A 25,881-nucleotide genomic window follows, 5' to 3' on the forward strand; every position below is an offset into this window, starting at 1 on the left:
GACGATGAACTCGAAGCAGTACGCGCAGGCGTTCCGCCGGTTCTGGTACGTCGTCGTCATCGCCACGATCGCCGGGGCGCTCCTCGGGTTCGGGCTGTCGCAGCTCGCCACCAAGAGCTACACGGCGACCTCCGGTCTCTACTTCTCGCTCAACTTCGGCGGCTCGGCCAACGACCTGAGCCAGGGCTCCACCTACACGCAGAACCAGATGCTGTCCTTCGCGCAGCTGGCCGAATCGCCCGTGGTGCTGAAGCCCGTCGTCGACCAGCTCGACCTGTCCATCTCGCCCGGCCAGCTCGCCGACGCGATCTCGGTGAGTACGCCGCAGAACACCGTCATCCTCGAGCTCGCGGTGACGGACACGAACCCTAAGAAAGCCGCCGACATCGCGAACGCGGTGGCCGCGAGCCTGTCGAGCACGGTGGAGCAGATCGCGCCAAAGACCGCGCAGGGCGCTGCCACTGTCTCCGTCCGCGTGATCGAGCATGCGTCGCCGCCGAAGTTCGCGTCGTCGCCGAACACGCGCCTCAACGTCCTCTCCGGTCTGCTGCTCGGGCTCATCGCAGGCGCGCTGATCGTCGTCCTCCGGGCGACCTTCGACACCGGCGTGCACAACGCCGAGACGGCCACAGAGGTCGCGAAGGCCCCGCTGGTCGGATCCATCCAGCGCGAGCGCAACAAGGACGGCGTCCCCGTGCTCGTCTCCGCACCGCTCTCCAACGCCGCGGAGGCCTACCGGCAGCTGCGCTCCAACCTGGAGTTCGTGACCCTCGGCTCTCCGACGCGGTCGTTCGTGATCACGTCGTCGATCCCCTCCGAGGGCAAGTCGCTGATCTCCTCCAACCTGGCGCTGGCACTGTCCGAGACAGGCCAGCGCGTCCTCCTCATCGACGCCGACCTGCGGCGCCCGACCATCGCGACATACACGACGCTGCCCGGCAACGCGGGTCTGACCTCGGTGCTCGCCGGCCGAGCGGACTTCGAGGATGTCGTGCAGCGCTGGGGCGCGGGCGACCTGGATGTGCTGGCCGCCGGCCCCATCCCGCCCAACCCGAGCGAGCTGCTCTCGTCGCGTGCGATGAGCGACCTGCTGGAGAAGCTGCGCGCGCGGTACGACGTGATCGTGATCGACACCGCGCCGCTCGGCTCGGTCGCCGACGCGTCCATCCTCGCCCGCCAGGTCGACGGCGCGCTCGTCGTCGTCGACCGCACCCGGGTGCGCAAGCAGCAGCTGGCGCAGACGGTGGACTCCCTGCAGAAGTCGGGAGCGGCCGTCCTGGGCATCGTGCTCAACCGCGTCGCCGCGGGCAAGGAGCGCAACGCGTACTACGTCGCCGAGCCGACGCAGCGGCGGCTCGGGCTTCCAGGGCGTAAGGGTGCGGCGGAAGGCGACAAGCCCTCGACCGGCACCGAGGGCGCCGAAGCGACCGGTACGGCCAAAGAGACCAGTGCCGCCAAGGCGACCAGTGGCGCCGACGAGACCGGTACTGCGGGCGACGCGGCCCACACGCACTCCGCATCCTGACCCTCATGGACTTCCTGAGCGGCGCCCTCGTCGACCGGATGCTGCTGCTGGCGGTGGCGGTGGGCGTCGCGGCGCTCGGGTTCCTGGTCCTCCGCCGCTCGCCGAAGCTCGCCGTCGCCACCTGGATCGTCGTGCTGTGCTTCGCGCCGATCTGGGCCGGCTTCGGCATCGGCTTCAACGGCAACTACTACCTGCCGCCGGCCTCCGCGGCCGCCTTCCTGGTGGTCGCCGCGCTGCTGCCGATCCGCCGCTTCCGGCTGAGCTGGATGGACGCGCTGATGACGCTGGTCGTCGTCGCCGCGCTGTGCTCCATCCTCGTCGGCAATGCGGGCATCGCGCTGGGCGCCGCGATCATTGTGGTCACCTACTTCGTGGCCGGCTACATCGTCGGCCGGGTGGCACCGCTGCGCGTCGACCCGGCGTGGGTGCACGGCGCGATCGCCGTGACCTTCACCATCGTCGCTGTGCTCGCCATCATCGAAGGCCTGACGCACTGGAACCCGTTCGTGCTTCTCAAGACCGGCAACTCCCTCTACTCGATCTGGGGAACCATCCAGGAGCGCGGTGGCGTTCCGCGCGCGGAGGGTGCGTTCGGCCACTCCATCGCCCTCGGTGCGAGTCTCGCGATGGCCGTGCCTCTCACGCTGGCGTCGCCGTTCCGGCTCTGGGTGCGCTGCCTGATGGTGCTGACCATGGTCGTGGCCACCGTCTACACCTTCAGCCGCATCGGCATGATCTCGGCCCTCCTGGGCGTCGCGCTGTCGGTGCTGTTCATGCGGGATGCGATCTCGCGCCGCGCACGCATCGCGATCACGACCGCCGTCGTCATCGTGTCCGCCGTGCTGTTCCCGCTGGTGTCGGCGGTCTTCGACGACGCCGGCTCGGAGGCCACCGAGAGCGCGGACTACCGCGGCGACCTGACGTCCCTGTTCGGGACGATGAACCTGGTGGGGGTCGCTCAGTCCGCGCAGAAGAACTCGGCGGGGTCGCTGTACTTCGGCAACTTCCGTTCGATCGACAGCCAGCTCATCCTGACCGGACTGACGAACGGGCTGATCGTGCTGATCGCCGTCGTCGTCGCGCTGGCGTTCGGCATCCTGCTCGTCATCCGCGGCAAGGCGTCGCCCGCGACGATCGCGCTGGTGGCGCAGATCCCGGCGTTCGCGACGGTGGCGCTGATCACCCAGTACTCGATCTTCGTGTGGTTCATCGCGGGCCTTGCGGCGACCACGCAGTTGGCGCCGGACTCCAGCCGTCTGCTCGTGCTCGGCCGGCCGCACCGGCGGCTGGAGCCGGCGGCGGCCGCCGCCGCCGGCCCGCCCGGTGCGGCGCCCGACCGTCCCTGACGCGCCCCCGCTCCTGAATACCGGCGCCGCATCGAAGGAGATCGGCTCCCGAATCTCCTACGAACCGCGGTGCGGAAGGAGATTCGTCACTCTAGCGTCCGAATCTCCTCCGAAACGCATCCCACCCTCCTGTATTCAGGACCGACCTGTATTCAGGACCGACCTGTATTCAGGACGAGGCGGAACCCGCGGCGATCGAGTGGTGACAGGATGTCGCCACTCGACGGGCGAAGCAGCAACGAGTCACCACTCAGCGGGATCGGAAGGGAGCGGTCTCGTCGGCAGCGTCCTACGCGCCGAACGGCCTCGCAACGGAGGAGACTCGGACGGGAACGCGACGAATCTCCTTCAGTACTGCCATTCGAAGGAGCACTGGCCACCGATCTCCTTCGTCGTGAGCCCGTCGGTCAAGCGATCGAGAGGTGACAGGATGTCGCCACTCGACGGGCGAAGCAGCAACGAGTCACCACTCGAGCACCAGCGGAGCGTGCGACGCAGCGTCAGCTGCGACGCGCGACCCCGCCCACGATCTCCGCGATGCGCTGCCGGTACGACTCGGGGCTGTGCTTGCGCTGGGCGTGCTCCACGTCCTCCTCGAGGAGGGCGGCGGCGGTGTCCCAGTCGGCGATGGTGCGCTCGAGCGCGTCCGCCAGAGAAGCGACGTCGCCCGGCTCGACGGTGACGGCCGTGTGGTACCCGTCCGTCGCCTCCAGGAGCCCGCTGGTGGCGCTCGCGATGACCGGGCGTCCGCTCAGGATGCCTTCCACCGCCGTGTTGCCGAACGGCTCGTCGGCGACCGAGGGGACGAGCACGACATCCCCCTTGCTGAGGTAGTCCCACACCGAGGACTGGAACCCGCGGAAGGACACCCGTGACTGGAGGCGCTTCGCCTCCACCTTGTCGCGGAGGTCGCGCTCGTACCATTCGTAGCCGGGGAAGACCGCGCCGACTAGGTCGAGGCGGGCCGGGACGCCGCGCGCTTCGAGCTCGGCGATCGCGTCGATCGCGACGTCGACGCCCTTGCGGGGCGACAGCCGGCCGACGTAGGTGACGCGCAGGTCGCCGTCGAGCTCCGTACGGGCCGGGTTGCGGCTCTCGGGTCCGGGGACGGCGTTGTAGACGATCTGGGTGCGCCGGCCGAGCGACGCGAACGCGCTCTCCAGGACACCGACGCTGAAGCGGCTGTTGGCGATGACGCCCTGCGCGAGCAGCAGCGGGGCCGAGAGGATGCGCTTGACGAGCCGCGAGGCCGTCGCCTCACCCTCGTGCACGTGGGCGACGACAGGCACGCCCGCCAGCCTGGCCAGTCCGATCCACAGGGGGATGGTGACCGTGTTCACGTACACCGCAGCCGGGCGTTCGCGGCGCAGCAGGGCGGCGCCTGCGATGATGCCCCGCGCGGTCGTCGCAGCGAACCGGGCGAAGCCGCGCGGCCGCAGGACGCTCTTGCGGAGCACCGGGGTGACGCACAGCTCGACCCGGGCCCCCCGCCGCCGGAGTTCGGCGACGAGGGGGCCATCGGCCGGGACGGCCACGAGGACGTCCCAGCCGTGGTCGAGCAGTCCGGTCACCGACTCGAGGAGCACCCGGTCGGAGCCGTACAGCTCCGAACCGGGGTGCGCCACGAGGATGGTGCGGCGAGACCTCCGCACCTGGGTCACGGTACCGGGACCACCGCGAAGTTGTCCCAGCGGGTGGTGACCGGGATGTCGGTCGCCGTGCCGGAGACGTACGTCCGCAGGCCTGTCGTACCGGCCACCTGGAGGGCGGCGGTGCTGTCGGTCGCGCTGAGCGTCCAGTTCGCCGGCTCCGTGCCGCTGGCGAGCCAGACCTTGGCGCGGACGGTGGTGGGCGAGGTGCCGAACACCTGGACCCGCACCTTCAGCTGGTCACCCGCGTTGACCGTGAGCCCGGCGATGTTGGCGGCGGTGAGGCTGGTGGAGCCCTGCAGCAACTGGAGCTGCACGGCGCCTCCCGCCTTCACCCAGACCCGGCCCTCGTAGTCGGCCGAGCCGACCATGCGGCCGATCGCCGAGTAGTAGATGCCGCCGCCGGTCGCCGCCTTGTCCGCGGAGATCGTCACCGTCACATCCGACCTGGTCGAGGTGACCGTGTTGAGGGTCGCCGTCTTCGTTGCGCCGGCCGCCGCCACCTGCTGGCCGAGGCCGTTGGTGGTGTTGAAGCTGGTCGCGCCGCCCGAGAGCGTCCACGCCCCGCCGATGTCGGCGGTGCCCCAGCCGTTCGCGGTGGTCCGCTCGAAGCCGTCCTGCGCGATCGCATTGGGTGCCGGTGCGGTGGCGGTGACGGGCTTGGTGGCCGTCCCGGTGCCGCCGCGGTTGTCCGTCACCGTCAGCGTGATCGTGTAGTTACCGGCCGCCGCGTAGGTGTGGCTCGCCGTTGCCCCGGTGCCGGTGGATCCGTCACCGAAGTTCCAGGCGTAGGAGGCGATGGTGCCGTCCGGGTCGGACGACGCTCCTCCGTTGACTGCGACTCCCAGGTTGGTGACCGTGGCCGTGAAGGACGCGGTCGGCAACTGGTTCGGCGGGACGGTGGTCGTGACCGGGTGCTGGACCGAGGTGGTCAGACCCTTGTTGTCGGTCACGGTCAGCGTCACGGTGAACGTGTCACCGGTGGCGTAGGCGTGGGTCGTGGTCGCTCCCGTTCCCGTCGCTCCGTCTCCGAAGTCCCAGGCGTAGGAGGCGATGGTGCCGTCCGGGTCGTTGGAGGCCGTGCCGTCGAACGAGGCCGACAGGTTGGTCACCGACGGGGTGAACGCGGCCACCGGGGCCTGGTTCGGCGGCGGAGCCTGCACGGTGATGTCGTGCGTGATGCTCACCGGGGTGCCCTTGTCGTCGGTCACCGTCAGCTTCACCGTGTACGGACCTGCAGCTGCGTAGCTGTGGGTCGCGGTCACGCCGGTCCCCGTCGCTCCGTCTCCGAAGTCCCAGGCGTAGGACGCGATGGTGCCGTCGGGGTCGGACGAGCCGGAGGCGTCGAACGAAGCATCCAGGAAGGTCGCGTTCGAGGTGAATGCGGCCACCGGGGGCTGGTTCGGAGGCGGTGCGGTCACCCCGACGTTCTGGGTGGTCGCGTTCGTCGCGCCCTGGTTGTCCGTCACCGTCAGCGTCACGGCGTAGACGCCGGTGCCGCCGTAGGTGTGGGATGCGGTCGCGCCGGTCCCCGTCGTGCCGTCTCCGAAGTCCCAGGCGTAGGACGCGATGGTGCCGTCCCCGTCCGTGGAGGCCGAGGCGTCCACGTTCACCGTGAGCACCGAGGTGTTCTGGGTGAACGAGGCGACCGGGGTCTGGTTCGGCAGGGTGCCGGTGGTCGCCAGGCTGTAGTGGTTGGCCACATCCTGAGCCGACAGCACCGTGGAGTACACCGCGGCCTCATCCAGCGTTCCGCTGAAGTACGGGCCGGTGGAACCCCAGGTGTTGTCGCCGCCGATGCGCCAGTAGCCGTTGTAGGCCTGGGCGCCGGTCTGCGGGTTGGTACCCACGAGCTGGCCGTCGATGTAGAGCTTCATGCCGTCGGCGCCCTGGGAGGCCACCACCTGGTGCCACTGGTTGTTGTTCAGCGGGTTCGGGGTGGTGATGGTGTTCGCCTGCCCGGTCCAGGTGCCGAACACGATGCGGCCGTCGTCCTGCATGTACACGTGACGGTCGTAGTTGCTCGACAGGCCGGTCTTGGCGTCACCGAACCCGATCAGCTTGCCGCCTCGGGTGGTGGAGGTCTTGAACCAGACCTCCTCCGTGTAGGTGCTCGGGTTGGCGAACTGCTGGTTGCTGGTGACGATGCCGCCACTCGAACCGTTGATGTTGGTGTTGAACCGGACCGCCTTGTCAGCGGTGCCCGGGAGCACGCCGGTCTGGTTCTTCGTGGTCGCGGTACCCGAGTAGGTGCCGTTGTTCGTGTAGGCGTCAGCGCTGTTCGCCGTCGATCCGCTGGTCTCGTCGAGACGCCAGAAGAGGTCCGGGTTGCCGTTGTACACCGCGGCGCCGTAGGCGTCGGCCGGGGCCGGCGCGAGGGGGGACGGGCGTCCGGAGGCGACGTACTGGTTCACGACCGTGGTGCGGTCGAGGACCGTCGGGTAGATCGCGACCTGCCCGATGCTGCCGGAGAAGAAGTTGCTCGACGGCTGGCTGGTCCAGCCCCCGATGTTGTCTCCGCCGACCCGCCAGTAGCCGGTGTAGCCCTGGCCGCTGGTGACATCGGTGCGGGAGCCGACCTGCTTGCCGTCGATGTACAGCCGCATGCCGTTCGCGCCGAGGGAGGCGGTCATCTGGTGCCACTGCCCGTCGTTGAGGCCGGCGGCGCTGTTCAGCGTCTGGACCGATCCCGGGTAGACACCGAAGTAGATGCGTCCGTTGTTGTCCATGTAGACGTGACGGTCGTAGCTGCCCGAGGTGCCGGTGTTGGCGTTGCCGAAGCCGATGATCTTGCCGCCGCTGGTGGTCGTGGTGTTGAACCACGCCGAGACGGTGAACGTGTCGGGCCCGGTGATCGCGGTGGGCGTGACGGCGAGGCTGGTGCTGCCGTTGAACGTGCTCGCCGTGACTCCGGCGATCGGTCCTGCCGCGCCCTGGGTGACCGCGGTCTCCTGCAGGTCGTTGAAGCCGATGTGGTCGAACGCGCTGGTGCCGCTCGCCTCATCCAGCGGCCAGTAGGAGGCTGCGCCCGCCTGCTTGACCGAGTCGGCGTAGGGTCCGCCGCTGCTGGTGGCCGCGACCGTGACCGCGTTGGTGTCACGCGAGGTGGTGTTGTTGAACGGGTCGAAGACCTTCACGTGGTAGATCGGGTGGCTGCCGGGAGTGAGGCCCTTGTCCGTGAAGCCGAGCATCGGCCGCGTGTAGAAGTTGGAACGCACCGTCGTCTGGTACACCGGCGTGGTGCCGGCGTCGCGGTACACCTTGTACGTCAGGTAGCCGTTGTCCATGTCGTAGGTGGCTGCAAAGCTGACGCGCACCTCACCGGCGTTGAACGACGCCGCGGTGGGGGTGAGCGGGATGCCCTGCGGGCCGACCTTGTTGGGGGCGGAGGACGGAACCGCGAACCGGGCGAGGCCCTGCGACGCAATGCCGTTCACGGTCGGGAACTCGCCGCCGTAGACGACGTACTTCGAGTTGCCGGAGACGCTCCAGGTGGCCTGGCTCTGCCCGGTGAAGGTGCCGACGGTCCACTTGGGGAACCAGTCGAGCAGCGACGGGGACGGGGTGCCCGCCCAGTTGTAGTAGCCGTACGGGTCATTGGTGATGGTCCCGGTCGCCGCCTTGCTGAACGCGATGGAGTTGTAGAACGTCCAGGTCGGGCTGGTCTGCGGGAAGCCGCCGATGTTGCCGCAGTAGTGCGGGTGGCCGGCGACGTACAGCGGGCCGTTGTCGCCCTGCGGGTAGATCGAGTAGGTGTCGCCGTGGCAGTCCTCGACCCAGTTGATCGCGCCCGTGTTCGGGTCGGCCGAGAAGCTGCCCTCGAGGTTGCCGCCGGCGCCGAAGACGTAGCCGGAGCCGTAGATGCGGTCGCTGGTGGCGTACAGGGCGGTGATGCTGGCCTGCGTGCCCGCGTTGCGCACCGTCTGGTTAGCCGCGAACGGCAGGATGGCCGCCGTGTTCGCGTCGACCGCGGCGAGGCCGTAGTTGGCGACGCCGCCGATGTTCTGGAAGCGGCCGCCGACGATCAGCTTGGAGCCGTCCTTGGTCAGCGTCAGCGCATCCACTGCGGCGTCCGCGTCGGCCTGCCAGTTGAGGGTCGAGCCGTCGGTCGCGCTCACCGCTCCGACGTACTTGCGTGCGACGCCGTTGATGGTGGATGCGTCGCCGCCGGTGTAGACCACCGTGTTGGATGCGGCGACCGCGCGGGTCTGCGACTCCATGATCGGCTTGAACGAGCTGACGATGGTGTTCGTCGCCGTCGAGAACGCCGCGAGCCGGTAGTAGCCCTTGCTGTCGATGGAGGTGAAGTCACCGACCACGTACACGCGGGTGCCGTCCGGCGACGCTGTGATCCCGAGCGCCTGCGCGTTCAGGTTCGGCGCGAACGGGAGCAGCGTGCCCGTGGTGATGTCGTAGGCGAGGAGGTTGTTGCGCGCGACCTCGTTCGTGCCTGCCGGCGACCCTGCCGGGCGGGCGGAGGTGAACTTGCCGGCGACGTAGACCGTGTTGCCGACGACGGTCTGCGCCCAGACCACACCGTTGACCTGCGGCGTCGGGAGCACGTCGTCGCTGACGGTCACCGGCGTCGCAGGGTTGGTGGGATCTGGTGGCGCCGTGTCCGCAGCTGCGGGCTGTGCAATGGCGAGGCCGCCGAACACGAGGCTTGCGCCCACGAGTGCGGCGGTCAGGATGCCCAGCGAGCGAGAGCGAGGGCGGTGTGGTGTGCGCATGACAACCTCGGTGTCTGTGTGGTCGGGAAGACGGTGGTCGGGGAGGGGGTGGTCGGGGCGGTGCTGGTGGAGCGGTTCGTTGCCGGGGGTGGGGCGGGGGCGCATCAGTACGCCCCCACGGGATGTGTCAGAACCTTGACGGTGCGCCACATGATGACGAGGTCGCCGGTGAGCGACCAGTTCTCCACGTAGTAGAGGTCGAGGCGGACGCTCTCCTCCCATGAGAGGTCGGAGCGGCCGTTCACCTGCCACATGCCGGTGAGGCCCGGCTTGATGTACAGGCGACGGTGGACGTGGTTCTCGTACACCTCCACTTCGGAGGGGAGCGGCGGGCGCGGGCCGACGAGGCTCATGTCGCCGAGGAAGACGTTGACCAGCTGCGGGAGCTCGTCGAGCGAGAACTTGCGCAGCGTCCGACCGACGCGGGTCACGCGCGGGTCGTGCTTCATCTTGAAGAGGAGGCCCTGGCCGTCGTTGTTCTCGCGGAGGGCGGCGAGCCGCGACTCGGCGTCGATGACCATGGACCGGAACTTGTACATCGTGAAGCGCTCGCCGTTGCGGCCGACGCGCTCCTGGGCGAAGATGACCGGCCCGTTGTCGTCGAGCTTCACGGCGATCGCGACGGCGAGGAACAGGGGAGAGAGGATCAGGAGCGCGAGCCCCGACGCGAAGAAGTCGAAGGCCCGTTTGAGCACGTGCTTGCCGCCCTCGAACTGCGGGATCTCCACGTGGATGAGCGGGAGCCCTTCGACCGGACGGAAGTGGATGCGGGGACCCGCGACGTCGGTCAGCGGCGAGGCGAGCACCAGTTCGGTCGCCGTGCCTTCGAGCTTCCAGGCCAGCTTGCGGACGAAGTCGCCGCTGCTGAGGGCGCGGCCGGCCACGATCACCGTGTCCGCGCCCAGCCGCGCCGCAGCGTCCGCGACCCCCGACAGGTCGGAGACGATTGGGATCTCGCGCTCGGGGGCGGCGATGTGGCGCCGCATTTCGGCGTCCTTCTTCGCCCCCTTGCGCTTCCCGGTATCGAGAGCAGCGCCCACGACCTTGTAGGCCGCTCCCGAATTCTGGTGGATCTGGTTCACGACGTAGTCGACGTCGTCGAAGCGGCCGACCACGAGCGCTCGCGAGAGGTAGTGGTCGAAGGTGCGCTGGCGAATCAGCCAGTGCCGCCACAGCCAGCGCGAGAAGAGCACCCCGGTCATCCCGACCGGGAGCGCGACGATGAAGTAGCCGCGGGCGATGTCGACCTTTGCGACCAGGAAGAAGATGGCGAGGACGCCGAACGTGATGGCGCTCGCCGAGACGACCCGGCGGTATTCGGAGACGCCGAGGCCGACGACCCGCGGGTCGCGGGTGTGGTAGACGGAGAGCGTGAACAGCCAGGTCGCGGCGATGAGCAGCGACAGGTAGAGGTAGTCGATGTGGAAGCCGGACGTCGGGGCGGCCGCGTCGTCGAAGCCGAAGCGGACGAACACCGCCCCGATGGTGGCCACCAGGATGATGGCCGTGTCCGTTGCGAGGAGACGATAGCGGTACAGGCGGGCCCAGGTGCGTCCCGAGATCAGCCCGGCCAGTTCGGCGGGGGCGACGGGTGCGTGGAGGCGGGGGCGGATGACGGTCATGCGGCCGCCTCCGTCTGCTGGGCCACCGGGGAGCCGACGGCGGCTGGGGGGAAACCGTGGTCTCGAACGGCTTCACCGCCGCCGACTCCGCTCAGGGGGTGACGTCCGTGGCTTTGCGCGCGCCGAGCGCTCCCCAAACGGATGGGGTTGAGTGCGGGAAGCGCTCGGCGCGGCAGAATCGGGTACACGGGTGTCACCTGCGGGTCGGGTTGGTGTTGCATCGGGTGGTGTGATCGGATGTGGTCGAGAGACTTAAAGTGACTGTTCCTCACCAATGCACAAAAGTGAGAATACATCGCTTTCACAGGTTCGCGTCACCCGCTTTCGGGGGTGAAAATTGCTCATTTTCGCTCGGCGAAGGTGCTGACAACGCCCGTGTCGGTCGTCGCGCCTATGCTGGGGCCATGTGCGGCAGGTTCGCGATGGACGACAGGGTCAACGCCGAGATCACCGAATTCGTCGAGGCGACGGGGCGTCGGCCCGAGGAGTGGACGGCCGACTGGGAGGCCGATTACAACATCGCGCCGACCGACGACATCCCCGTGCTGATCGACTCGGCGAAGACCCGCGAACTCCGGTTCGAGCACGCGCGCTGGTCGCTGGTGCCCTCCTGGTCCGACACCTTAAAGCTGAAGTTCCCCACCTTCAACGCGCGGGCGGAGGAGATCGCCGAGAAGTCGACCTGGCGGAAGCCGGTCCAATCGCACCGCGCGATCGTGCTCGCCCGCGGCTACTACGAGTGGCAGGGTCCGAAGGGGCACAAGACGCCGTACTTCATCCGCTATCCCGAAGGCCGGCTGATGGGTTTCGCAGGCCTCTACTCGTGGTGGCGCGACCACAGCAAGGGAGAGGACGACCCGGAGCGCTGGGTCCTGACGGCGACCATCCTCACTTCGGATGCGGTGCAGACTCTCGCCGACATCCACGACCGCAACCCGGTCATCCTGCCCGAGGAGCTGTGGCAGCACTGGATCGACCCGTCGATCGTCGGCGACCAGGCGCTCGTCGACGAAGCCGTGCGCGCGGGCGTCGCCGAGGCGCAGACGCTGAAGTTCGACCAGGTCGCTCCGTTCAAGACGAGCGACGACGGGCCGCAGCTCATCCAGCCGGTCGACGCCGCCTGAGCCCGCTCACCGGGTGAGCCCGCTCACCGGGTGAGTTCGATGATGTCGCTGCGGTGGGTCTCGATGTGCCGTCCCGTCTCGGCGAACCCGAGCGTGTGCAGGTCGCGAAGGCCCCACGTGTCTTCGACGCCCTCGATGTCCAACTCGATCAGCCAGACCCGCTCGATACCGTCGAACCGTCCGCGATGGTCGGCCTGAGCGACCGAGTACTGGCGGTCCGCCCAGCCGTCGTTGCGGTAGTACGGCACGCGGAGCGTCGGATCCTTCAGCCCGGCGAACCCCGCCGGGTAGGTGCGCATCGCCAGGCGAGGGCGCTGCGACGGCTTCGCCGACTGGTCGAACACCACGGCGTCGCCCGGAGCCGCATTGGCGGCCATGGCCGCGCTGACCTCCGCCCAGTCGCTGTCGTTCTTGGCGTAGGGCCCCCGCTGCAGCACGTAGACCGGCGCGCACAGGGCGACGAAGACCAGGGTCGCCGTGACGGTCGCGCCGACCACGCGTCGAGGATCGCGGCCGAGGCGCCGCCCGAGCACCAAGATGCCCTCGGCGACCAGGAGGGCCGCCGCCGGCGCCGCGAACGTCGAGTACCGGCCGGTGTACAGCGGAAACGCCGCATTGACCAGCAGCAGCACGCCCGTCGGGAGGAACAGCCAGGTGGAGGCGATCAGCACGGTTGACACGGGACGCGGACCGGGAGCGACCGGGTGGGATGTCCGAAGCCGCCAGGCCCGCCACACGGGCCACAGCGCCACACCGATCAGCGCCCAGGCGGCGATGGCGACCCACGGCATCCCGAACCAGAGGAAGTAGTACCAGATGGACGGGTCGTCCGGTGTCTCGCCCAGGTACGCGATCTGATTGCGCTCGAGATAGGCGAGAACCGCGAGCGGTACCAGGGTGAGCACAGCGGCCCCCGAGGCCAGGGCCCAGCAGCGCACGGTCGCCCGCGACGCCCGCGAGGCCAGCAACGCGACTCCATGGGCGACGATCAGTGTCGCCGTGTAGAGAAAGAGGTACGAGGTCAGCGCCATCCCCGCGCCGTACAGCACCCAGGCGAGCCTGCGTGCGCCCGGCGTCAGCCGCCGGCCGCCTCCGTCGATCAGCCACAGCAGCAGGAGGGTGAGCCACGCGGCCGCGGCAGCGGTGAAGGCATACGACCGCGCCTCCTCGCCGGCGTAGGTCAGACGGGGGAGCACGCACGCGACGACCCCGGCCACGAGTGCCGCGCGCCTGCCGCCGCGACGACCGGCGATCAGCGTCACGGCTGCGACAGTCGCCCCGACCGCCAGCGCGCTCGGCAGGCGCAGCGCGAACGCGCTCTCCCCGGCCAACCGGATCCACCCGTGCATGCCGAGGTAGTAGAGGCCGTGCACCGCATCCACGTGGAGCAGCATCCCGAGCAGGCTGCCGACCGGGCGTTTCGCCGACAGGAGGGTCGCCGCCTCGTCGCCCCACAGCGACGGGACCCAACTGAACGCGGCGGACAGCACCGTCGCCGCCAGCCCGAATGCGAGCGCGATCGTCCACGGCCCGAGCCTGCGCGGCGGCCGGACGGCTCGGGTGTCCGGCTCGACGAGGACGGTCATATCTCAGCTTCTAGACGTCGGACGGGAACACTGTCGAGACAACCAGCAAACCCTGGGCTACGAATGGGCGAGCGCTACCGAAACTCACAGGCGGCGGGTAACCGGACCCCGGGCAGCCCTGCTGCTCACGCCGGGTGCCCGGGATCCGCCCCACACACGCCGGGAACACTCCGGCGCCGTGCGGCGCCGTCGTCACATCCAGCGTGCTCATTCTCAACGCTAAGCGGGCGCACCGAAAGGCGGCAGGGGATGACGGCCGTCAGCGGAAGTGGTAGCCGCGGCCGCTCACACCTCGCCGCGCCGGGCGCCGGCCCACAAGTCCACGCCGGCGTCGACGGCGTGCTCGTCGATCGCAGCCAGCTCGGCATCCGTGAACGACGTCGCGCCCAGCGCGGCGACGTTCTGCTCCAGCTGGCCGACGCTGCTCGCTCCGATGACGAGGGAGGTGACGCGGTCGTCGCGCAGCGCCCACGCCAGGGCGAGCTGCGCGAGCGTCTGGCCTCGCGCGCCGGCGATGTCGTTCAGGGCCCGCAGGTGCCCGATCGCCCCGTCGGTGAGCCAGCCGGTGTCGAAGGAGTCGCCCCTGCTGGCCCGCGACCCCTCGGGCACGCCCTCGAGGTACTTGTCGGTCAGCATCCCCTGAGCCAGCGGAGTGAAGCCGATGACGCCGACGCCGAGCTCGTCCACGGTGTCGAGCAGTCCCTCCGTCTCGATCCAGCGGTTCAGCATCGAGTACGACGGCTGATGGATGAGAAGCGGCGTGCCGAGGTCCTTCAGGATCTCGGCGACTCGCCTGGTCTCCTCCGGGCTGTAGGAGGAGATGCCGACGTAGAGCGCCTTTCCTGAGCGGACCGCGGTGTCGAGCGCCTGCATGGTCTCCTCCAGCGGCGTCGAGGGGTCGGGCCGGTGCGAGTAGAAGATGTCGACGTAGTCGAGGCCGAGGCGCTTCAGCGACTGGTCGAGGCTGGCGAGCATGTACTTGCGGCCGCCGCCTCCCTGGCCGTACGGGCCCGGCCACATGTCCCAGCCGGCCTTGCTCGACACGATGATCTCGTCGCGGTACGGCGCCAGGTCTTCGGTGAGGATGCGGCCGAAGTTGATCTCGGCGGCGCCGTAGGGCGGGCCGTAGTTGTTGGCCAGGTCGAAGTGGGTGATCCCCAGATCGAACGCCCGCCGCACGATCGCCCGCTGCGTCTCGAACGGCCGGTCGTCGCCGAAGTTGTGCCAGAGGCCCAGGGACAGCGCGGGCAGGTCGAGGCCGCTGCGTCCGGTGCGGCGGTAGATCATGTCGTCATAGCGGGAGGGGTTCGCAACGTAGGCCATGTCTCCACATTCGTCCCAACGCCGTGGGAAGTCCAACCGCTGCGGGTGATCGGATTCATCGACCCCCTTGCTACATCCGCCGGTCGGGGCGTGACTGGTGCCATGACCGACGAACTGACCCCCAGCGACGACTCCACGGCGCCGGGCGCTCCGCAGGGCGCCCCCGCACCGTCCGACACCCCCGCGCACGACCAGCCGACGGCCGCAGGCCAGGCGCCCTCGGGAGGAGCGTTCGATCCCACTCCGGAGCTCCCGGCCGACGAGGAGAACGCCGACACCCTGCAGACGGACGCGCTCGCCGACGAAGAGCAGCCCTGACCGACCTCGCCGGTCGTCTGCGTTGTCCGCCCCTCCGTGCCCCCGAACACGACAGCGGCGGCCGCGCTCGAAACGAGCACGGCCGCCGCTGCGGTCGAAGGAGTGATCAGGTCCGGTTGGCGCCTCTCCTCATCCAGCCGACGATCGCGGTGATCACGAAGAACACCAGGCCGATGATGGCGAGCCACAGCAGCCCCTTGATGGCGAAGCCGAGGATGGCGAGGACCAGCCAGATCACCAGCAGAATCACAATGAGAGCTATCATGCCTTCATCTGACTCCCGCTGAGCCGTCTCGTCAACAGGCTCGGCATCTCGGGCGTGCCTAGCGCACCGGCAGCTTGGTGTCGTCCTGGTGGTACAGGAACACCTCCAGCGGATACGGCTTGTGCTCGATGGCCGCGGCGATCGCCAACTGTCCGATCACGGTCTCGACGACCGCGCGCTCGAAGACGCCCAGCCCCGCCGGGAGTTGCACGATCGTGAGGTTCGCGTGGCCGGCTCCCGGGACCGTCGACTCGTCGGCGGCCGTCACGAGCACGACCGGTACTCCCGCATCCAGCACCGACGAGGGGATGCTGAGCTCGCGCCCGTCCCCGAAGATCACGAGGGCGTCGTCGTCCGACAGCACCTCCATCGGCCCGTGCAGGTACTGGAACGTCTCGAACGCCGCACTCGGCGTGCGCAGTCCCTCCCGCACCATGAGCGAGAGCTCGGCCGCCGCGGTCAGCGAGCCGCCCCGGCCGACGACGTCGATGGTCTTCGCCGCCGCGAGCACGCGGCCGACCGTCTCCGCCGCGTCGGCGTAGTCCCGCAGCGCGTCGGCGGCCCGCGACGGGATGCGCGCGCCCTCCGCGCCCGAATCGAGGGCACCGACACGGTCGAGCAGCAGCGCGTAGGCCAGGATCGTCGCGGTGAACCCGCTGGTGTACACGGGGGAGTCGGGGAAGCCGCCGAAGCCGAGCACCGCATCCACCTCGTCCTTGATCGGCTGGGCGGGGAAGTTGCTGAGTCCGATGCGCGTGCCCTCAGCGAGCGTGCGCGCTGCCGCGAGCGGCTCGGGGCTGCGACCCGACTCGGAGACGACGATGCTGTGGTCGGCGCGCACCCGCTGCAGCCCGTCGGCGACGTCCGACGCGACGTAGGCGGCGGCCGGCCGACCGGCGGCCCCGAGAGCGGCGACCAGTGTGTGCGACGAGTTCAGGGATGCCCCCATCGCGACGACCGCGACGCTGTCGTCGGCGCCCCAGCGCGGCAGCGAGGCGGCGGCGAGGTCGCGCAGCAGCGTCTCGTGGGCGAGGGCGAGGTTCTCGGGCTGAGCGCGCATGGCGTCGACGAATGAGGCTGTGGGTTCCATGGAGATCCTTCTGTGAGGGGAGGGGTGGTCGGTCAGCCTTTGACGGCGCCCGCGGCCATGCCGCTGACGACGTAGCGCTGGAAGATCAGGGCGACGACGATCGGCGGGATTGCCGCGAGGATGCCGCCCGCCGCGACGAGGCCGAAGTCGGTGGTGTATCGGCCGGCGAACTCGCTGATCGCGACCGGCAGCGTCTTCGCCGCGTTCGACGAGGTGAAGATCAGCGCGTACATGAACTCGTCCCACGCCAGCAGGAACGCGAACATGATGGCCGCGAAGATGCCGGGCCGGGCGGCCGGGAGGACGACGCGGAACAGCGCGCCGAGCCGGGTGGCGCCGTCGATGCGCGCGGCCTCCTCCAGCTCCTCCGGGATCGTCAGGAAGTAGTTGCTGAGGATCCACAGCACGAACGGCACGACCAGCGAGCAGTCCACGATGATGAGGCCGATCACACTGTCGAGGAGGCCGAGCGAGTTCAGGATGAGGTACAGCGGGATCAGCAGTGCGATCTGCGGCAGCATGTACGTGGCCAGGAACAGGATGAGCACCGCCTGACGGAAGCGGAACCGCAGCCGCGCGAACGCGTACGCGCCCAGGATGCCGACGACCATCGAGACGGCGACGGTCCCGACGGCGACGATGGTGGTGTTGGCGAGCGCCGCGCGGAAGGTCGCCCCGACGCTCTCTCCGCCGCCGCGGAAGATCAGCTCGTACCGGCTCCAGTCGAGCGTGTCCGGGATCCACTGCAGCGGTGTGGAGATGAGGATGCGCTGCGGCGTGACGCTGGCGACCACCATCCACCCGAACGGCAGCAGGATGATGATCGAGACGACCACCGCGGCCGCGTGGATGAGGATCGAGTTGCGGGTGGTCCGTTTCACAGCAGGCTCATCTCGGATCGGCGCAGCATGCGGAGGTAGATGAAGGTCAGCACCAGGATGACCAGCACGATGATGTACGACAGCGCAGCCCCGACGCCGAAGTTCTGGTCGGAGAAGGCGGTCGTGTACGCGTAGTACGCAACTGTCTGGGTGCCGTTCACGGGCCCGCCGCGGGTCATCGCGTAGATGATGTCGAACACCTTGAACGCCTCCACCGTGCGCAGCACCAGCACGATCGAGATCGACGGCACCAGCATCGGCAGCACGATCGAGCGGAAGATCCGCGGCCAGCTCGCCCGGTCCACTTTCGCCGCCTCGTACATCTCGGTGGGGATGGACGCGAGTCCGGCGAGCAGGAAGAACGCGACCAGCGGGGTGGTCTTCCACACATCGGCGATGATCACCATGTTGAGGGCAAGCGTCGGGTCGCCGAGCCACGCCTGGTACTGATCGATGATGCCGAGTTGCGTGAGCGCGGCGTTGAGCGACCCGTACTGCGCGTTGAAGATGCCCTTCCACATCGCCGCGTTGACGATGGTGGGGATCGCCCACGGGATGATGACGATCGCGCGGAACAGCCAGCGCGCCCGCAGCTTGGCGTTCAGCAGCCCCGCGACGATCAGGCCGAAGACCAGCTCCAGGGCGGTGGAGACGAGCGTGAAGTACAGCGTCCGTCCCATCGCCGCCCAGAACCCGGACGAGGTGAGGACGTCGACGTAGTTCTGCAGGCCGACGAACGGGGTGTCGGTCGCCAGGGCCGAATTCACCTCGAAGAACGAGATGAGGAGGGTGCGGAGGATGGGGTAGACGATCACCCCGAACACCGCGAGCGCGGCCGGGAGCAGCAGCCAGAAGGCGAGCCTCCCCTGGTTGTCGCGCTTGCGGCGGTTACGGCGACCCTCGGTGGTGGGGGTGCGTCGCTCCGTCTCGACTCCGGCGACCGACACGCCGGTCATCCGAGGGTCTCGTTCGCGGCCTTGACCGCGTCGTCGAGGGCCTGCTGCGGGGACTTCTTGCCGAGCAGCGCGTTCTGCAGCTCCACCTGGATCTCCTGCGAGACCGAGTTGTAGTTCGCAACCGGCGGCCGCAGGATCATCGAGTCGTACGCCTTGCCGGCGGCCGCGAAGACCTCGGGGTTGGTCTTGGTGATGTCCTCCTTGGTGTAGCTCGACTTCCAGTTCGTCATCGAGCTCTTCACGTACTTGTCCTGCACGGCCTCGCTCGTCATGTACTCGACGAACTTCCACGCGGCCAGCTGGTGCTTCGACTTGGCTCCGATGGAGAGGGCCATCGAGCCGTTGACGCCCGGGTTGTCGCCGTTCGGTCCCGCCGGTGGCGGGGTGACGGCGATCTGGCCGACGACCTTCGAGATCGACGGGTCGTTCTGGTCGCGGAAGGTCGACTCCCAGTTCAGCTCCATCGCCGTCTTGCCGGAGGCCATGGACTTGTCGGTGTCGTCTTCGAGGAAGGTGGTCGACGCCGGGTCGGTGAGCCCCTCATCCAGCGACTTCTTCATGAACTCGAGCGCCTGCACGCCCGCGCCCTTGTTGATGGCGAGCTTGCCGCTGGAGTCGGTGAACTGTCCACCGTAAGCGCCGAGCAGTTCGGCGTAGTCGCAGACCAGCGCTTCCGCCTGCGACCAGCTCCAAGCGATCGGATACTGCACGACGCCCGCATCCTTCAGCTTCTTCGCGACGGCGAGGACGCCGTCCCAGGTCTTCACGTCGTCGGCCGAGGCGCCCACCTTGGCGAGCATGTCCTTGTTGTAGAAGAACAGCTTCGTGGAGGGTCCCCACGGCACTCCGTAGTACTTGCCCTTGTACTCGGCGCTGGAGAGCGCGCCGCCGAGCATGTCGCTCTTCCACGAGTCGGGGAAGCGCTTGGTCACATCCGTGATGATGCCCTTGGATGCGAACTCGGCCGGCCAGATCACGTCGAGGTGGACCACGTCGTAGGTGCCGGCGGGGGCCGAGGTGACGATCTTGTCGTGCAGCGCCTCGTACGCGACGAAGGTCGGCTTGACGGTGATCTTCGGGTTCTTCGCCTCGAAGGACTTGATCATGGCGTTGACGTCCGACTCCGAGTAGCCCGCCTGCTTCATGAACAGGGCGTTGATGGTCCCGGTGCCGTCGCCCTCGCCTCCCGACGAGCTGCCGGCGCCGGTGACGCTGCACGCGCTGAGCGCGAGAGCAGCGGTCGCCGCGAGCGCGAGGCCCGCGAGCCCGCGGCGGCGCCCGGTGGATGTGATTCTCATGACTTCCTCCGTGATGGTGTTGTTGGTGCGAAGGGGACAGCGGTGGCCGCCTCCGTGAGCCGCCGGGCGAGCGCGAGCGCGCCGCGTACCGGCGGGACGTCCAGCAGGTGGATGGAGTGGGTGAGCCCGCGGGCGCGGAGGCGCTCGCCGAGCGCGTCGAAGAGCCGCGGCTGGTGGCTGATCACGCCGCCCGCGCAGACGACGTCGGTGCCTGCGGCCCCGCGCCGGTAAACGAGTTCGACGCTGCGCGCGAGTTCGTCCGCTGCGGCGTCGATCACCCGGGCCGCTCGGGCGCTTCCCGCCTCGGCGGCGGCGAAGACGAGCGGTGCGGCGGCGCCCCACACCGTGACCCGGGGCCGCACCGTGAGCGCGTTCGAGAGGCCGACGATCTCGTGTACCCCGAAGTGCGCGTACAGGGCGTCGGCCAGGGCATCGCGCGGCTCGTCCTCATCCACCGCGTCGAAGAGGGTGCGGACGGCGTCGCGGACCAGCGCCGGCGCACTTCCCGGGTCGTTCAGGATGTAGCCGTAGCCGCCTGCGCTCACCAGCGTCCCGTCAGCGCGGCGGCCGACGACCTTGCTGCCGGTGCCGGCGATGACCGCGATCGCTTCGTCGAAGCCGGCGGCGGGGCCGACCAGCTCGACATCGTTGACCGCGAGGGCGGGGCCGTCGTGGAGTTGCGCGAGGGTCTCCGAGAAGGCGAGGGTCTGCGCCTCGCTGTCGAGGCCGTGGGCGCCGACGACGAGGGGAGCGGTGGCCGCGCCGGGCACATCAGCGAGCAGGGCGAGGAGGCCGCGCACGTTGTCCTCCGCGTGGAGGTCGCCGCCGTGCTGCCAGTCGGCGGTCTTCACCGACCGGTCGAGGAGCGCGGCGCCGGCGTCGTCCTCGACGCACAGGTGCGTCTTGGTGCCGCCGATGTCGATTCCGACGATCACGTCTGCTCCTCTGCGTCGCTGTAGGGAAGGCTTCTTCTTTCCTATCGGAGTGAGAAGAAGTACGCCAAACCTAGAGCCCGCTCGCGGCACCTGTCAAGAGCACCGCCCCACGCGGGGATGAGTGCCTCAGAACGCGAGGTAGGCGAAGCCGTTGACCTCGGCGGCGGCGAGTTCCGCCGCGCCCAGCAGCACCGCATCCTCACGATGGGTGGCCGGCTCGATGCGGGGGACGCGGATGATGCGGCCGCGCAGCCGCTCCTGAATACCGGGGATGACCGTGTCGGAGCTGCCGACGAAGCTGCTGCCGACGACGACGAGCTCCGGATCGAGCACGATCACGAGCGCGGCGACCGCGATCGCCACCATGTCGAGGATCTCGTCGGCGAGCTCCTTGGCGTCGGGGTTGCCGTCGCGTGCCAGCTCGAACACATCCTCCGCCGTGAGGGATCCGGTAGCCGGGATGGGCATCCCCCGCTCTCGCGCTCGCTGCGTCAACGCGAGCGAGCCGATGCGGTCCTCGAGGTCGCCGCGCGCGTCGTACGAGCGCTCCAGCGACGACCGTTCCATCAGCAGGTAGCCGATCTCCCCGGCCTCCGCCCGGGCGCCTCGGTGCAGCTCGCCGTTGGCGACGATGCCGGCGCCGAGCCCGTTCTCCAGGAACAGCGCCACGAGGCTCGAGAGCCCGCGGCCGGCACCCGTGTGCAGTTCGCCGTAGGCGAGCGCGTTGGCGTCGTTCTCGACGACCACCGGAAGGTGCGTACGCTCCCGGAGCAGCGTCCCGAACGGCACACCGGTCCAGCCGAATTCGGGCATGGTGCCGACCACGCCTTCCGGCTGCTGAACGACACCGGGCACGGCGATGCCGACGGCGAGGCAGGGGGTGCCCATCGAGTCGGCCGTCGCGATGAGGTCGTCGAACAGCCGGAACACCTTGCGGAGTTCGCGGTCCTGGTCGGGCGCGCGCTGCGCAGCAGCGCCACCGGCGCCGGTCGTGCCCTCGTCGGCGGTCCGCGGCCCCAGGGGGACCGACCGCCGGAAGACGACCTTGCCGTCGAAGTCGACGAGGATGCCGGTGACCGTCTCGGCGCGCAGCTGGATCGCCGCGACGAGGCGCGAACTCCCGGCGTACCGCAGCAGCACCGAGGGCCGGCCGCCGGTCGACGGCTCCTGCCCCGCGGCGACCACCAGGCCGTCCTCGATGAGGGATGCGGTGAGCCGGTTGATGGTGGCAGGGCTGAGGCCGGTCTTCACGCCGAGCTGCTGGCGTGAGAGGGCGCCGGATTCGCGCAGTGCCTCGATGATCGCCGTCTGGTTGACGCGCGCGAGCGTGCTCGTCGTGGCGGTCGCCCGCGTCCGTTTCGCCACCGGCGCCTCCTCATCCGTGCCGTGTGCAGTCGGCCGCCGGAGCGGCCTGGGGAAACTTTACTATCGCAGTGGACGGATCCGGTTGTCCGATCCGGCCGCCCCGAAACCGCCGCGCAGCACGTCGAACAGGTCATCGAGCCGCGCTCGCTGGTCGGCTTCGAGCGATTCCGCGGGATCGCCGGCGACGAGGCGACGCGCGGCGTGCACCAGCATGGTCTCGTACCCGGCCGTGAAGAGGGCGGCGAGCAGCGCGGCATCGCCCTCGAACGCCGGGTCGTCCGCGAGCTCGCTTTTGAGCGTCCCCCTCAGCTCGGCGCCGAGCTCCCGGGCGCGGGCCGTGAGCGCGGGAGAACCGGCGACGGTGCGGAAGAAGGGGATGGAGCGTTCGTCGATGCCGGAGAGGGGATGCCGCTCCTCTAGCAGGCGAAGCGCTGTCACCCGCAGCGAGTCGAGCACATCCATCCCGTCTGGGCGGTCGCGGACGGCCGCGCGGAGCAGCTCTTCCGCATCGGCGGAGCGGTCGAGGTAGAGGTCCTCTTTTCGGGGGAAGTGTTTGAAGACGGTGACGCTGGAGACGCCGGCTGCGCGGGCGACATCGGCGACCGTCACGGCGTCGAACCCGTGCTGCACGAACAGTCCTGACGCGATCCCGGCGATGCGGGCGCGCGTCTCCGGGCCGCCGCGTTCACTTGTCCTGGGCATGCTCTCCCGATTCCCTCTCGCGTAAGGGTTGTGCGACTAAGTTTAGTGACATAATCTACATTCATGTCCGCCGAACGAACCGCTCCCATCATCCCCGACCCGACGGCGTCGTCCGCGCGCCGCACCCCGGCTTCCCTGGGGGAGGCGTGGATCGCGCTCGCCGGGCTCTCCGCCGTCTTCCTCTTCGAGATGCTCGACAACTCCATCCTCAACGTCGCGCTGCCGACCATCGGCCGCGAGTTGCACGCGTCGACGACGGGACTGCAGTGGGTGACCGGTGCGTACGCCGTCGTCTTCGGCGGGTCGATGCTGGCCTTCGGCGCGATCGCCGACCGGTACGGCCGTCGACGCGTGATGCTGGTGGGCCTCGTGCTGCTGGGGCTCGCGAGCCTTGCGACGGCTTTCGTGACGACCGCCGAGGAGCTCATCGCCGTCCGTGTCGCCATGGGCGTGGCCGCGGCGATGACCACTCCCGGCTCGATGGCCCTCGCCTTCCGGTTGTTCGCCGCCGACGAGCTCCGGGTGAAAGCGATGACCCTCATCTCGACGGTCGGACTGGTCGGACTGGCGATCGGACCGACCGTCGGAGGCCTCGTTCTCGCCGTCGCGCCGTGGCAGGTGCTGCTGCTGGTGAACGTACCGATCGCGGCGCTGGCAATCGTCGGCGTGCGCTTCGGCATCCCGGCGGACGACCCGTCCGGACTCCACCGCGACCCGGTCGACTTCGCCGGCGCCGCGCTCGGCACGGTCACGATCGTGCTCGCGCTGATCGCCCCGACGGTGTTCGTGGAGGCCGGCGCTCTCTCCTGGGAGCCATGGGTCGTCGTCTGCCTCGCGCTGGCGTCGGGCGTGCTGTTCGTGCTCCGCGAGCGATCGGCGCGTCATCCGCTCCTCGACCTCGCGCTGCTCGCGCATCCCCTCGTCGCAAGCGGGCTGGCGTTCAAGGCTGCCGCCTCTCTCGCAACCGCCGGGCTCGCGTACCTGGTCACTCTGCAACTCCAGGTGGACTGGGGGTGGCCGCCTGCGCTCGCCGCCGTCGGGATGCTGCCGCAGGTCGTCGTGCTGATCGCGGGCGGAGCGGTGATCGGCCCCTTCGTGCGGAAGGTGGGGCTCGAACGTGCGGCGGGGATGAGCGCTGTCGCCGTGGTCGCGGGCCTCGCGGTCTACGCCACGCTGGGCCGGCTCGGCTATGTCTGGATCGCCCTCGCGCTCGCGCTCGTGGCGGCGGGCATCCGGGTGGTCGGAGTGGTGGCCGGGACCAACGTTCTGCGGGGACTGCCGGAGAGCAGGACCACCACGGGGGCGGCCCTCACCGACACGGCTTCCGAGGTCGCCTCCGGGGTCGGTCTCGCCGTCGCCGGCACCATCCTGGCCGCGCTGTTCGTGGGTGACCTCGCACACGCGGGGTGGTCGGCGCAGCAGACCGGCGAGTTCCGTACGGCCGTCACCGTGGCCGGCCTCGCGCTCACCGCCGCCGCCGGTGCGCTGGTCGCGTTCGGCTTCGTGCGGGCTCGGCGTGGGGATGCGGGGTGACCGCTCCGGGGGCCACTCGAAGTGGGGCGAGCCCGGCCTTGACGCGTGGGCCTACCGTGGGTGGCATGTTCCCGTTCACTCGCGAAGCGACGCGCCGGCGGCGGCCCGACCCCGCTGTCGGTTCGCTGCTCGCGGGCGCCATGGCGGGCGGGATCCGCGACATCTACGGCCACACCGTGACCTACGCCCCCGAGGACCTGGTCTACGTCGAGCGTCTGTTCACCGACCTCGCCGGCGACGACGGCTTCGTCGGGGACGAGTTCACGCTGCAGAGCCTGGGCTGCCTGATCGGCGAGATCCTGGTGCGGACGGACGGCGGCCACTGGTCCCGCACCGCCCACCGCCGCGGCGCGCCGGAGGACGCGGGGCTGGAGGTCGTGCTCCCCAACGGCCGCGCGGTGAACCCGATCCGCGCCGCCTACGACCGTGCGGACGGACGGGAAGACTCGTCCGTCATCCGGTTCCGGCAGCTGGCGCTCGCGTCCTGAGCCCCGCAGGGACGGGCTAGCGCGCATCCCCTGACCGCGCCCATACTGTGGCCCAGATCGGCCGCAGCACGGTCCGGCCGGCGAGCAGACGAGGGGGTCGTCGATGGATGCGATGACGGCAGACAGGCGCGGACGCACCGCCCGTCGACTGGTGGCGATGGCCTCAGGTGGCCTCCTGATCGCGGCGTTGGCGGGCTGCTCGTCGCCCAATCCCTCGAACTTCACCGGGACCTGGACCTCCGACCACCCGTCCGGGACCACCCTCGATCTGAAGGACGGCGGCCAGCTCTCCGGCAACGACGGCTGCAACTCGCTGACCGGCACCTGGACCGAGTCGAAGAACGCGATCACCTTCAGCAAGCTGGCGACCACGCAGATGGCGTGTGAGGGCGTGGATGCGTGGCTCGGCAAGGCGGCGAGCGCCCGGACGGACGGCGACACCCTGAACGTCTACGACTCGGCCGGGACGCAGATCGGAGTCCTCGACCGCTGATGAGGGGGTGACCACGATGTCCAAGACGCGGCTCGAGGCTTTCAGCGACGGCGTCCTCGCGGTCGCGATCACGCTGCTGGTCCTCGATCTCCGCGTCGAACCGGGGGAGCCCGGGGGACTCCTCGCGCGGCTGCTGGCCGCCTGGCCGTCGTTCGCCGCCTACGTGGTCAGCTTCCTGGTGATCGGGGTGATCTGGGTCAACCATCACGCGGTCGTGCGTCTGGTGGAGGTGGTGGACCGGATGCTGCTGTTCTGGAACCTGATGCTCCTCATGTTCGTCACGACCATCCCGTTCACGACGGCCACACTCGCCGGGGCTCTCGCGGACGGGGATGCAGCGGATATCCGCGTCGCCGCCGTCCTGTACGGCGGAGCGATGACCGGGATGGCCGTCATGTTCACCCTGCTGTACGGCCGCATCTCGGCTGTGCTCGTCACGACGGGGGAGATGGATGCGGCGGCGCGCAAGCGCTCGATGCTGCGCTTCGGCGCCGGCACCGTGCTCTACCCGGTGATCACCCTCGTCGGGCTGGTGAGCGCTCCCGCGATGCTGCTCGCGGCCGCCGCGCTGAGCCTGTACTACCTGTTCAACCAGACCGGGGCGTCCGAGCGGGAGCCGCGACCGGCCGGCTAGCGCCCCTCCTGCGCCGGG

At 69.5% G+C, this 25,881-nt stretch carries 21 protein-coding genes; 8 read left to right on the forward strand and 13 right to left on the reverse strand.

Annotation, left to right across the window (positions count from 1 at the left end):
• Positions 1-4: 4 nt before the first annotated feature.
• Both AB4Z18_RS01745 and AB4Z18_RS01750 read left to right on the forward strand, forming a co-directional pair.
• On the forward strand, positions 5-1,525 hold the full coding sequence (locus AB4Z18_RS01745) for a polysaccharide biosynthesis tyrosine autokinase (protein WP_441780981.1): 1,521 nt from the start codon (positions 5-7) through the stop codon (positions 1,523-1,525).
• Between the two features lie 5 nt (positions 1,526-1,530).
• Positions 1,531-2,871, forward strand: coding sequence for a hypothetical protein (locus tag AB4Z18_RS01750; RefSeq protein ID WP_441780982.1), 1,341 nt, complete (start codon positions 1,531-1,533; stop codon positions 2,869-2,871).
• Positions 2,872-3,371: 500 nt separating this feature from the next.
• On the opposite strand, the gene AB4Z18_RS01755 is transcribed toward AB4Z18_RS01750, so the two are convergent.
• From AB4Z18_RS01755 to AB4Z18_RS01765, 3 genes are all read right to left on the reverse strand, one after another.
• Entirely contained in the window at positions 3,372-4,523 is a 1,152-nt protein-coding gene (locus tag AB4Z18_RS01755) for a glycosyltransferase (RefSeq protein WP_441780983.1), read from the reverse strand.
• A gap of 5 nt (positions 4,524-4,528) precedes the next feature.
• Complete coding sequence (locus AB4Z18_RS01760) at positions 4,529-9,250, reverse strand: PKD domain-containing protein (protein WP_441780984.1); 4,722 nt, start codon at positions 9,248-9,250, stop codon at positions 4,529-4,531.
• A gap of 104 nt (positions 9,251-9,354) precedes the next feature.
• A complete protein-coding gene (locus AB4Z18_RS01765) occupies positions 9,355-10,872 on the reverse strand; it encodes a sugar transferase (protein ID WP_441780985.1) in 1,518 nt (505 codons plus the stop codon).
• Between the two features lie 404 nt (positions 10,873-11,276).
• Here AB4Z18_RS01765 and AB4Z18_RS01770 point away from each other — a divergent pair, with 404 nt between their 5' ends.
• Positions 11,277-11,996: an SOS response-associated peptidase gene (locus AB4Z18_RS01770; RefSeq protein WP_441780986.1), complete on the forward strand. Its 720-nt coding sequence runs from the start codon at positions 11,277-11,279 to the stop codon at positions 11,994-11,996.
• Positions 11,997-12,019: 23 nt separating this feature from the next.
• On the opposite strand, the gene AB4Z18_RS01775 is transcribed toward AB4Z18_RS01770, so the two are convergent.
• Together AB4Z18_RS01775 and mgrA are read right to left on the reverse strand one after the other, a co-directional pair.
• Positions 12,020-13,582, reverse strand: a complete 1,563-nt coding sequence (locus AB4Z18_RS01775; RefSeq protein ID WP_441780987.1) for a glycosyltransferase family 39 protein — start codon at positions 13,580-13,582, stop codon at positions 12,020-12,022.
• 285 nt (positions 13,583-13,867) lie between these two features.
• On the reverse strand, positions 13,868-14,905 hold the full coding sequence (mgrA, locus tag AB4Z18_RS01780) for an L-glyceraldehyde 3-phosphate reductase (protein ID WP_441780988.1): 1,038 nt from the start codon (positions 14,903-14,905) through the stop codon (positions 13,868-13,870).
• A gap of 102 nt (positions 14,906-15,007) precedes the next feature.
• Here mgrA and AB4Z18_RS01785 point away from each other — a divergent pair, with 102 nt between their 5' ends.
• Entirely contained in the window at positions 15,008-15,223 is a 216-nt protein-coding gene (locus AB4Z18_RS01785; RefSeq protein ID WP_441780989.1) for a hypothetical protein, read from the forward strand.
• Between the two features lie 106 nt (positions 15,224-15,329).
• Here the strand turns inward: AB4Z18_RS01785 and AB4Z18_RS01790 are convergent, their stop codons facing one another.
• From AB4Z18_RS01790 to AB4Z18_RS01825, 8 genes are all read right to left on the reverse strand, one after another.
• A complete protein-coding gene (locus AB4Z18_RS01790) occupies positions 15,330-15,488 on the reverse strand; it encodes a hypothetical protein (RefSeq protein WP_441780990.1) in 159 nt (52 codons plus the stop codon).
• 58 nt (positions 15,489-15,546) lie between these two features.
• A complete protein-coding gene (locus AB4Z18_RS01795) occupies positions 15,547-16,578 on the reverse strand; it encodes an SIS domain-containing protein (RefSeq protein WP_441780991.1) in 1,032 nt (343 codons plus the stop codon).
• A gap of 32 nt (positions 16,579-16,610) precedes the next feature.
• The gene (locus AB4Z18_RS01800) at positions 16,611-17,459 is read right to left on the reverse strand and encodes a carbohydrate ABC transporter permease (protein WP_441780992.1); all 849 of its coding nucleotides are present in this window, start codon (positions 17,457-17,459) and stop codon (positions 16,611-16,613) included.
• The gene (locus AB4Z18_RS01805) at positions 17,456-18,415 is read right to left on the reverse strand and encodes a carbohydrate ABC transporter permease (protein ID WP_441780993.1); all 960 of its coding nucleotides are present in this window, start codon (positions 18,413-18,415) and stop codon (positions 17,456-17,458) included. Before AB4Z18_RS01805 ends, AB4Z18_RS01800 begins: the two co-directional genes overlap by 4 nt.
• Positions 18,412-19,713: an extracellular solute-binding protein gene (locus AB4Z18_RS01810; protein WP_441780994.1), complete on the reverse strand. Its 1,302-nt coding sequence runs from the start codon at positions 19,711-19,713 to the stop codon at positions 18,412-18,414. The genes AB4Z18_RS01805 and AB4Z18_RS01810 overlap by 4 nt, the downstream gene beginning before the upstream one ends.
• Positions 19,710-20,648, reverse strand: coding sequence for an N-acetylglucosamine kinase (locus AB4Z18_RS01815; RefSeq protein WP_441780995.1), 939 nt, complete (start codon positions 20,646-20,648; stop codon positions 19,710-19,712). Before AB4Z18_RS01815 ends, AB4Z18_RS01810 begins: the two co-directional genes overlap by 4 nt.
• 126 nt (positions 20,649-20,774) lie before the next feature.
• Positions 20,775-22,013: an ROK family protein gene (locus AB4Z18_RS01820; RefSeq protein WP_441780996.1), complete on the reverse strand. Its 1,239-nt coding sequence runs from the start codon at positions 22,011-22,013 to the stop codon at positions 20,775-20,777.
• Between the two features lie 60 nt (positions 22,014-22,073).
• Positions 22,074-22,715 carry a TetR/AcrR family transcriptional regulator gene (locus AB4Z18_RS01825; RefSeq protein WP_441780997.1) on the reverse strand — a complete coding sequence of 214 codons (642 nt, stop codon included), beginning with the start codon at positions 22,713-22,715 and terminating at the stop codon, positions 22,074-22,076.
• A 63-nt stretch (positions 22,716-22,778) separates the two neighbouring features.
• On the opposite strand from AB4Z18_RS01825, the gene AB4Z18_RS01830 reads away from it, so the two are divergent.
• The 4 genes from AB4Z18_RS01830 (at position 22,779) to AB4Z18_RS01845 (ending at position 25,863) form a co-directional block, all read left to right on the forward strand.
• Positions 22,779-24,248: an MFS transporter gene (locus AB4Z18_RS01830; protein WP_441780998.1), complete on the forward strand. Its 1,470-nt coding sequence runs from the start codon at positions 22,779-22,781 to the stop codon at positions 24,246-24,248.
• A 65-nt stretch (positions 24,249-24,313) separates the two neighbouring features.
• A complete protein-coding gene (locus AB4Z18_RS01835) occupies positions 24,314-24,736 on the forward strand; it encodes a hypothetical protein (protein ID WP_441780999.1) in 423 nt (140 codons plus the stop codon).
• Positions 24,737-24,839: 103 nt separating this feature from the next.
• Positions 24,840-25,229 carry an META domain-containing protein gene (locus tag AB4Z18_RS01840; protein ID WP_441781000.1) on the forward strand — a complete coding sequence of 130 codons (390 nt, stop codon included), beginning with the start codon at positions 24,840-24,842 and terminating at the stop codon, positions 25,227-25,229.
• A gap of 16 nt (positions 25,230-25,245) precedes the next feature.
• Positions 25,246-25,863, forward strand: a complete 618-nt coding sequence (locus AB4Z18_RS01845) for a TMEM175 family protein (RefSeq protein WP_441781001.1) — start codon at positions 25,246-25,248, stop codon at positions 25,861-25,863.
• Positions 25,864-25,881: the final 18 nt, after the last annotated feature.

Origin of the sequence: Leifsonia sp. 2TAF2, from assembly GCF_052115085.1 — a bacterium.
Lineage (GTDB): Bacteria > Actinomycetota > Actinomycetes > Actinomycetales > Microbacteriaceae > Leifsonia.

What these genes read in the sequence shown, in the direction of transcription:
- AB4Z18_RS01745 (WP_441780981.1), top strand. Translation starts at nt 5, where the DNA reads ATGAACTCGAAGCAGTACGCGCAGGCGTTCCGCCGGTTCTGGTACGTC.
- AB4Z18_RS01750 (WP_441780982.1), top strand. Translation starts at nt 1,531, where the DNA reads ATGGACTTCCTGAGCGGCGCCCTCGTCGACCGGATGCTGCTGCTGGCG.
- AB4Z18_RS01760 (WP_441780984.1), bottom strand. Translation starts at nt 9,250, where the DNA reads ATGCGCACACCACACCGCCCTCGCTCTCGCTCGCTGGGCATCCTGACC.
- AB4Z18_RS01765 (WP_441780985.1), bottom strand. Translation starts at nt 10,872, where the DNA reads ATGACCGTCATCCGCCCCCGCCTCCACGCACCCGTCGCCCCCGCCGAA.
- AB4Z18_RS01770 (WP_441780986.1), top strand. Translation starts at nt 11,277, where the DNA reads ATGTGCGGCAGGTTCGCGATGGACGACAGGGTCAACGCCGAGATCACC.
- AB4Z18_RS01775 (WP_441780987.1), bottom strand. Translation starts at nt 13,582, where the DNA reads ATGACCGTCCTCGTCGAGCCGGACACCCGAGCCGTCCGGCCGCCGCGC.
- mgrA (WP_441780988.1), bottom strand. Translation starts at nt 14,905, where the DNA reads ATGGCCTACGTTGCGAACCCCTCCCGCTATGACGACATGATCTACCGC.
- AB4Z18_RS01785 (WP_441780989.1), top strand. Translation starts at nt 15,008, where the DNA reads ATGACCGACGAACTGACCCCCAGCGACGACTCCACGGCGCCGGGCGCT.
- AB4Z18_RS01790 (WP_441780990.1), bottom strand. Translation starts at nt 15,488, where the DNA reads ATGATAGCTCTCATTGTGATTCTGCTGGTGATCTGGCTGGTCCTCGCC.
- AB4Z18_RS01795 (WP_441780991.1), bottom strand. Translation starts at nt 16,578, where the DNA reads ATGGAACCCACAGCCTCATTCGTCGACGCCATGCGCGCTCAGCCCGAG.
- AB4Z18_RS01805 (WP_441780993.1), bottom strand. Translation starts at nt 18,415, where the DNA reads ATGACCGGCGTGTCGGTCGCCGGAGTCGAGACGGAGCGACGCACCCCC.
- AB4Z18_RS01810 (WP_441780994.1), bottom strand. Translation starts at nt 19,713, where the DNA reads ATGAGAATCACATCCACCGGGCGCCGCCGCGGGCTCGCGGGCCTCGCG.
- AB4Z18_RS01825 (WP_441780997.1), bottom strand. Translation starts at nt 22,715, where the DNA reads ATGCCCAGGACAAGTGAACGCGGCGGCCCGGAGACGCGCGCCCGCATC.
- AB4Z18_RS01830 (WP_441780998.1), top strand. Translation starts at nt 22,779, where the DNA reads ATGTCCGCCGAACGAACCGCTCCCATCATCCCCGACCCGACGGCGTCG.
- AB4Z18_RS01835 (WP_441780999.1), top strand. Translation starts at nt 24,314, where the DNA reads ATGTTCCCGTTCACTCGCGAAGCGACGCGCCGGCGGCGGCCCGACCCC.
- AB4Z18_RS01840 (WP_441781000.1), top strand. Translation starts at nt 24,840, where the DNA reads ATGGATGCGATGACGGCAGACAGGCGCGGACGCACCGCCCGTCGACTG.
- AB4Z18_RS01845 (WP_441781001.1), top strand. Translation starts at nt 25,246, where the DNA reads ATGTCCAAGACGCGGCTCGAGGCTTTCAGCGACGGCGTCCTCGCGGTC.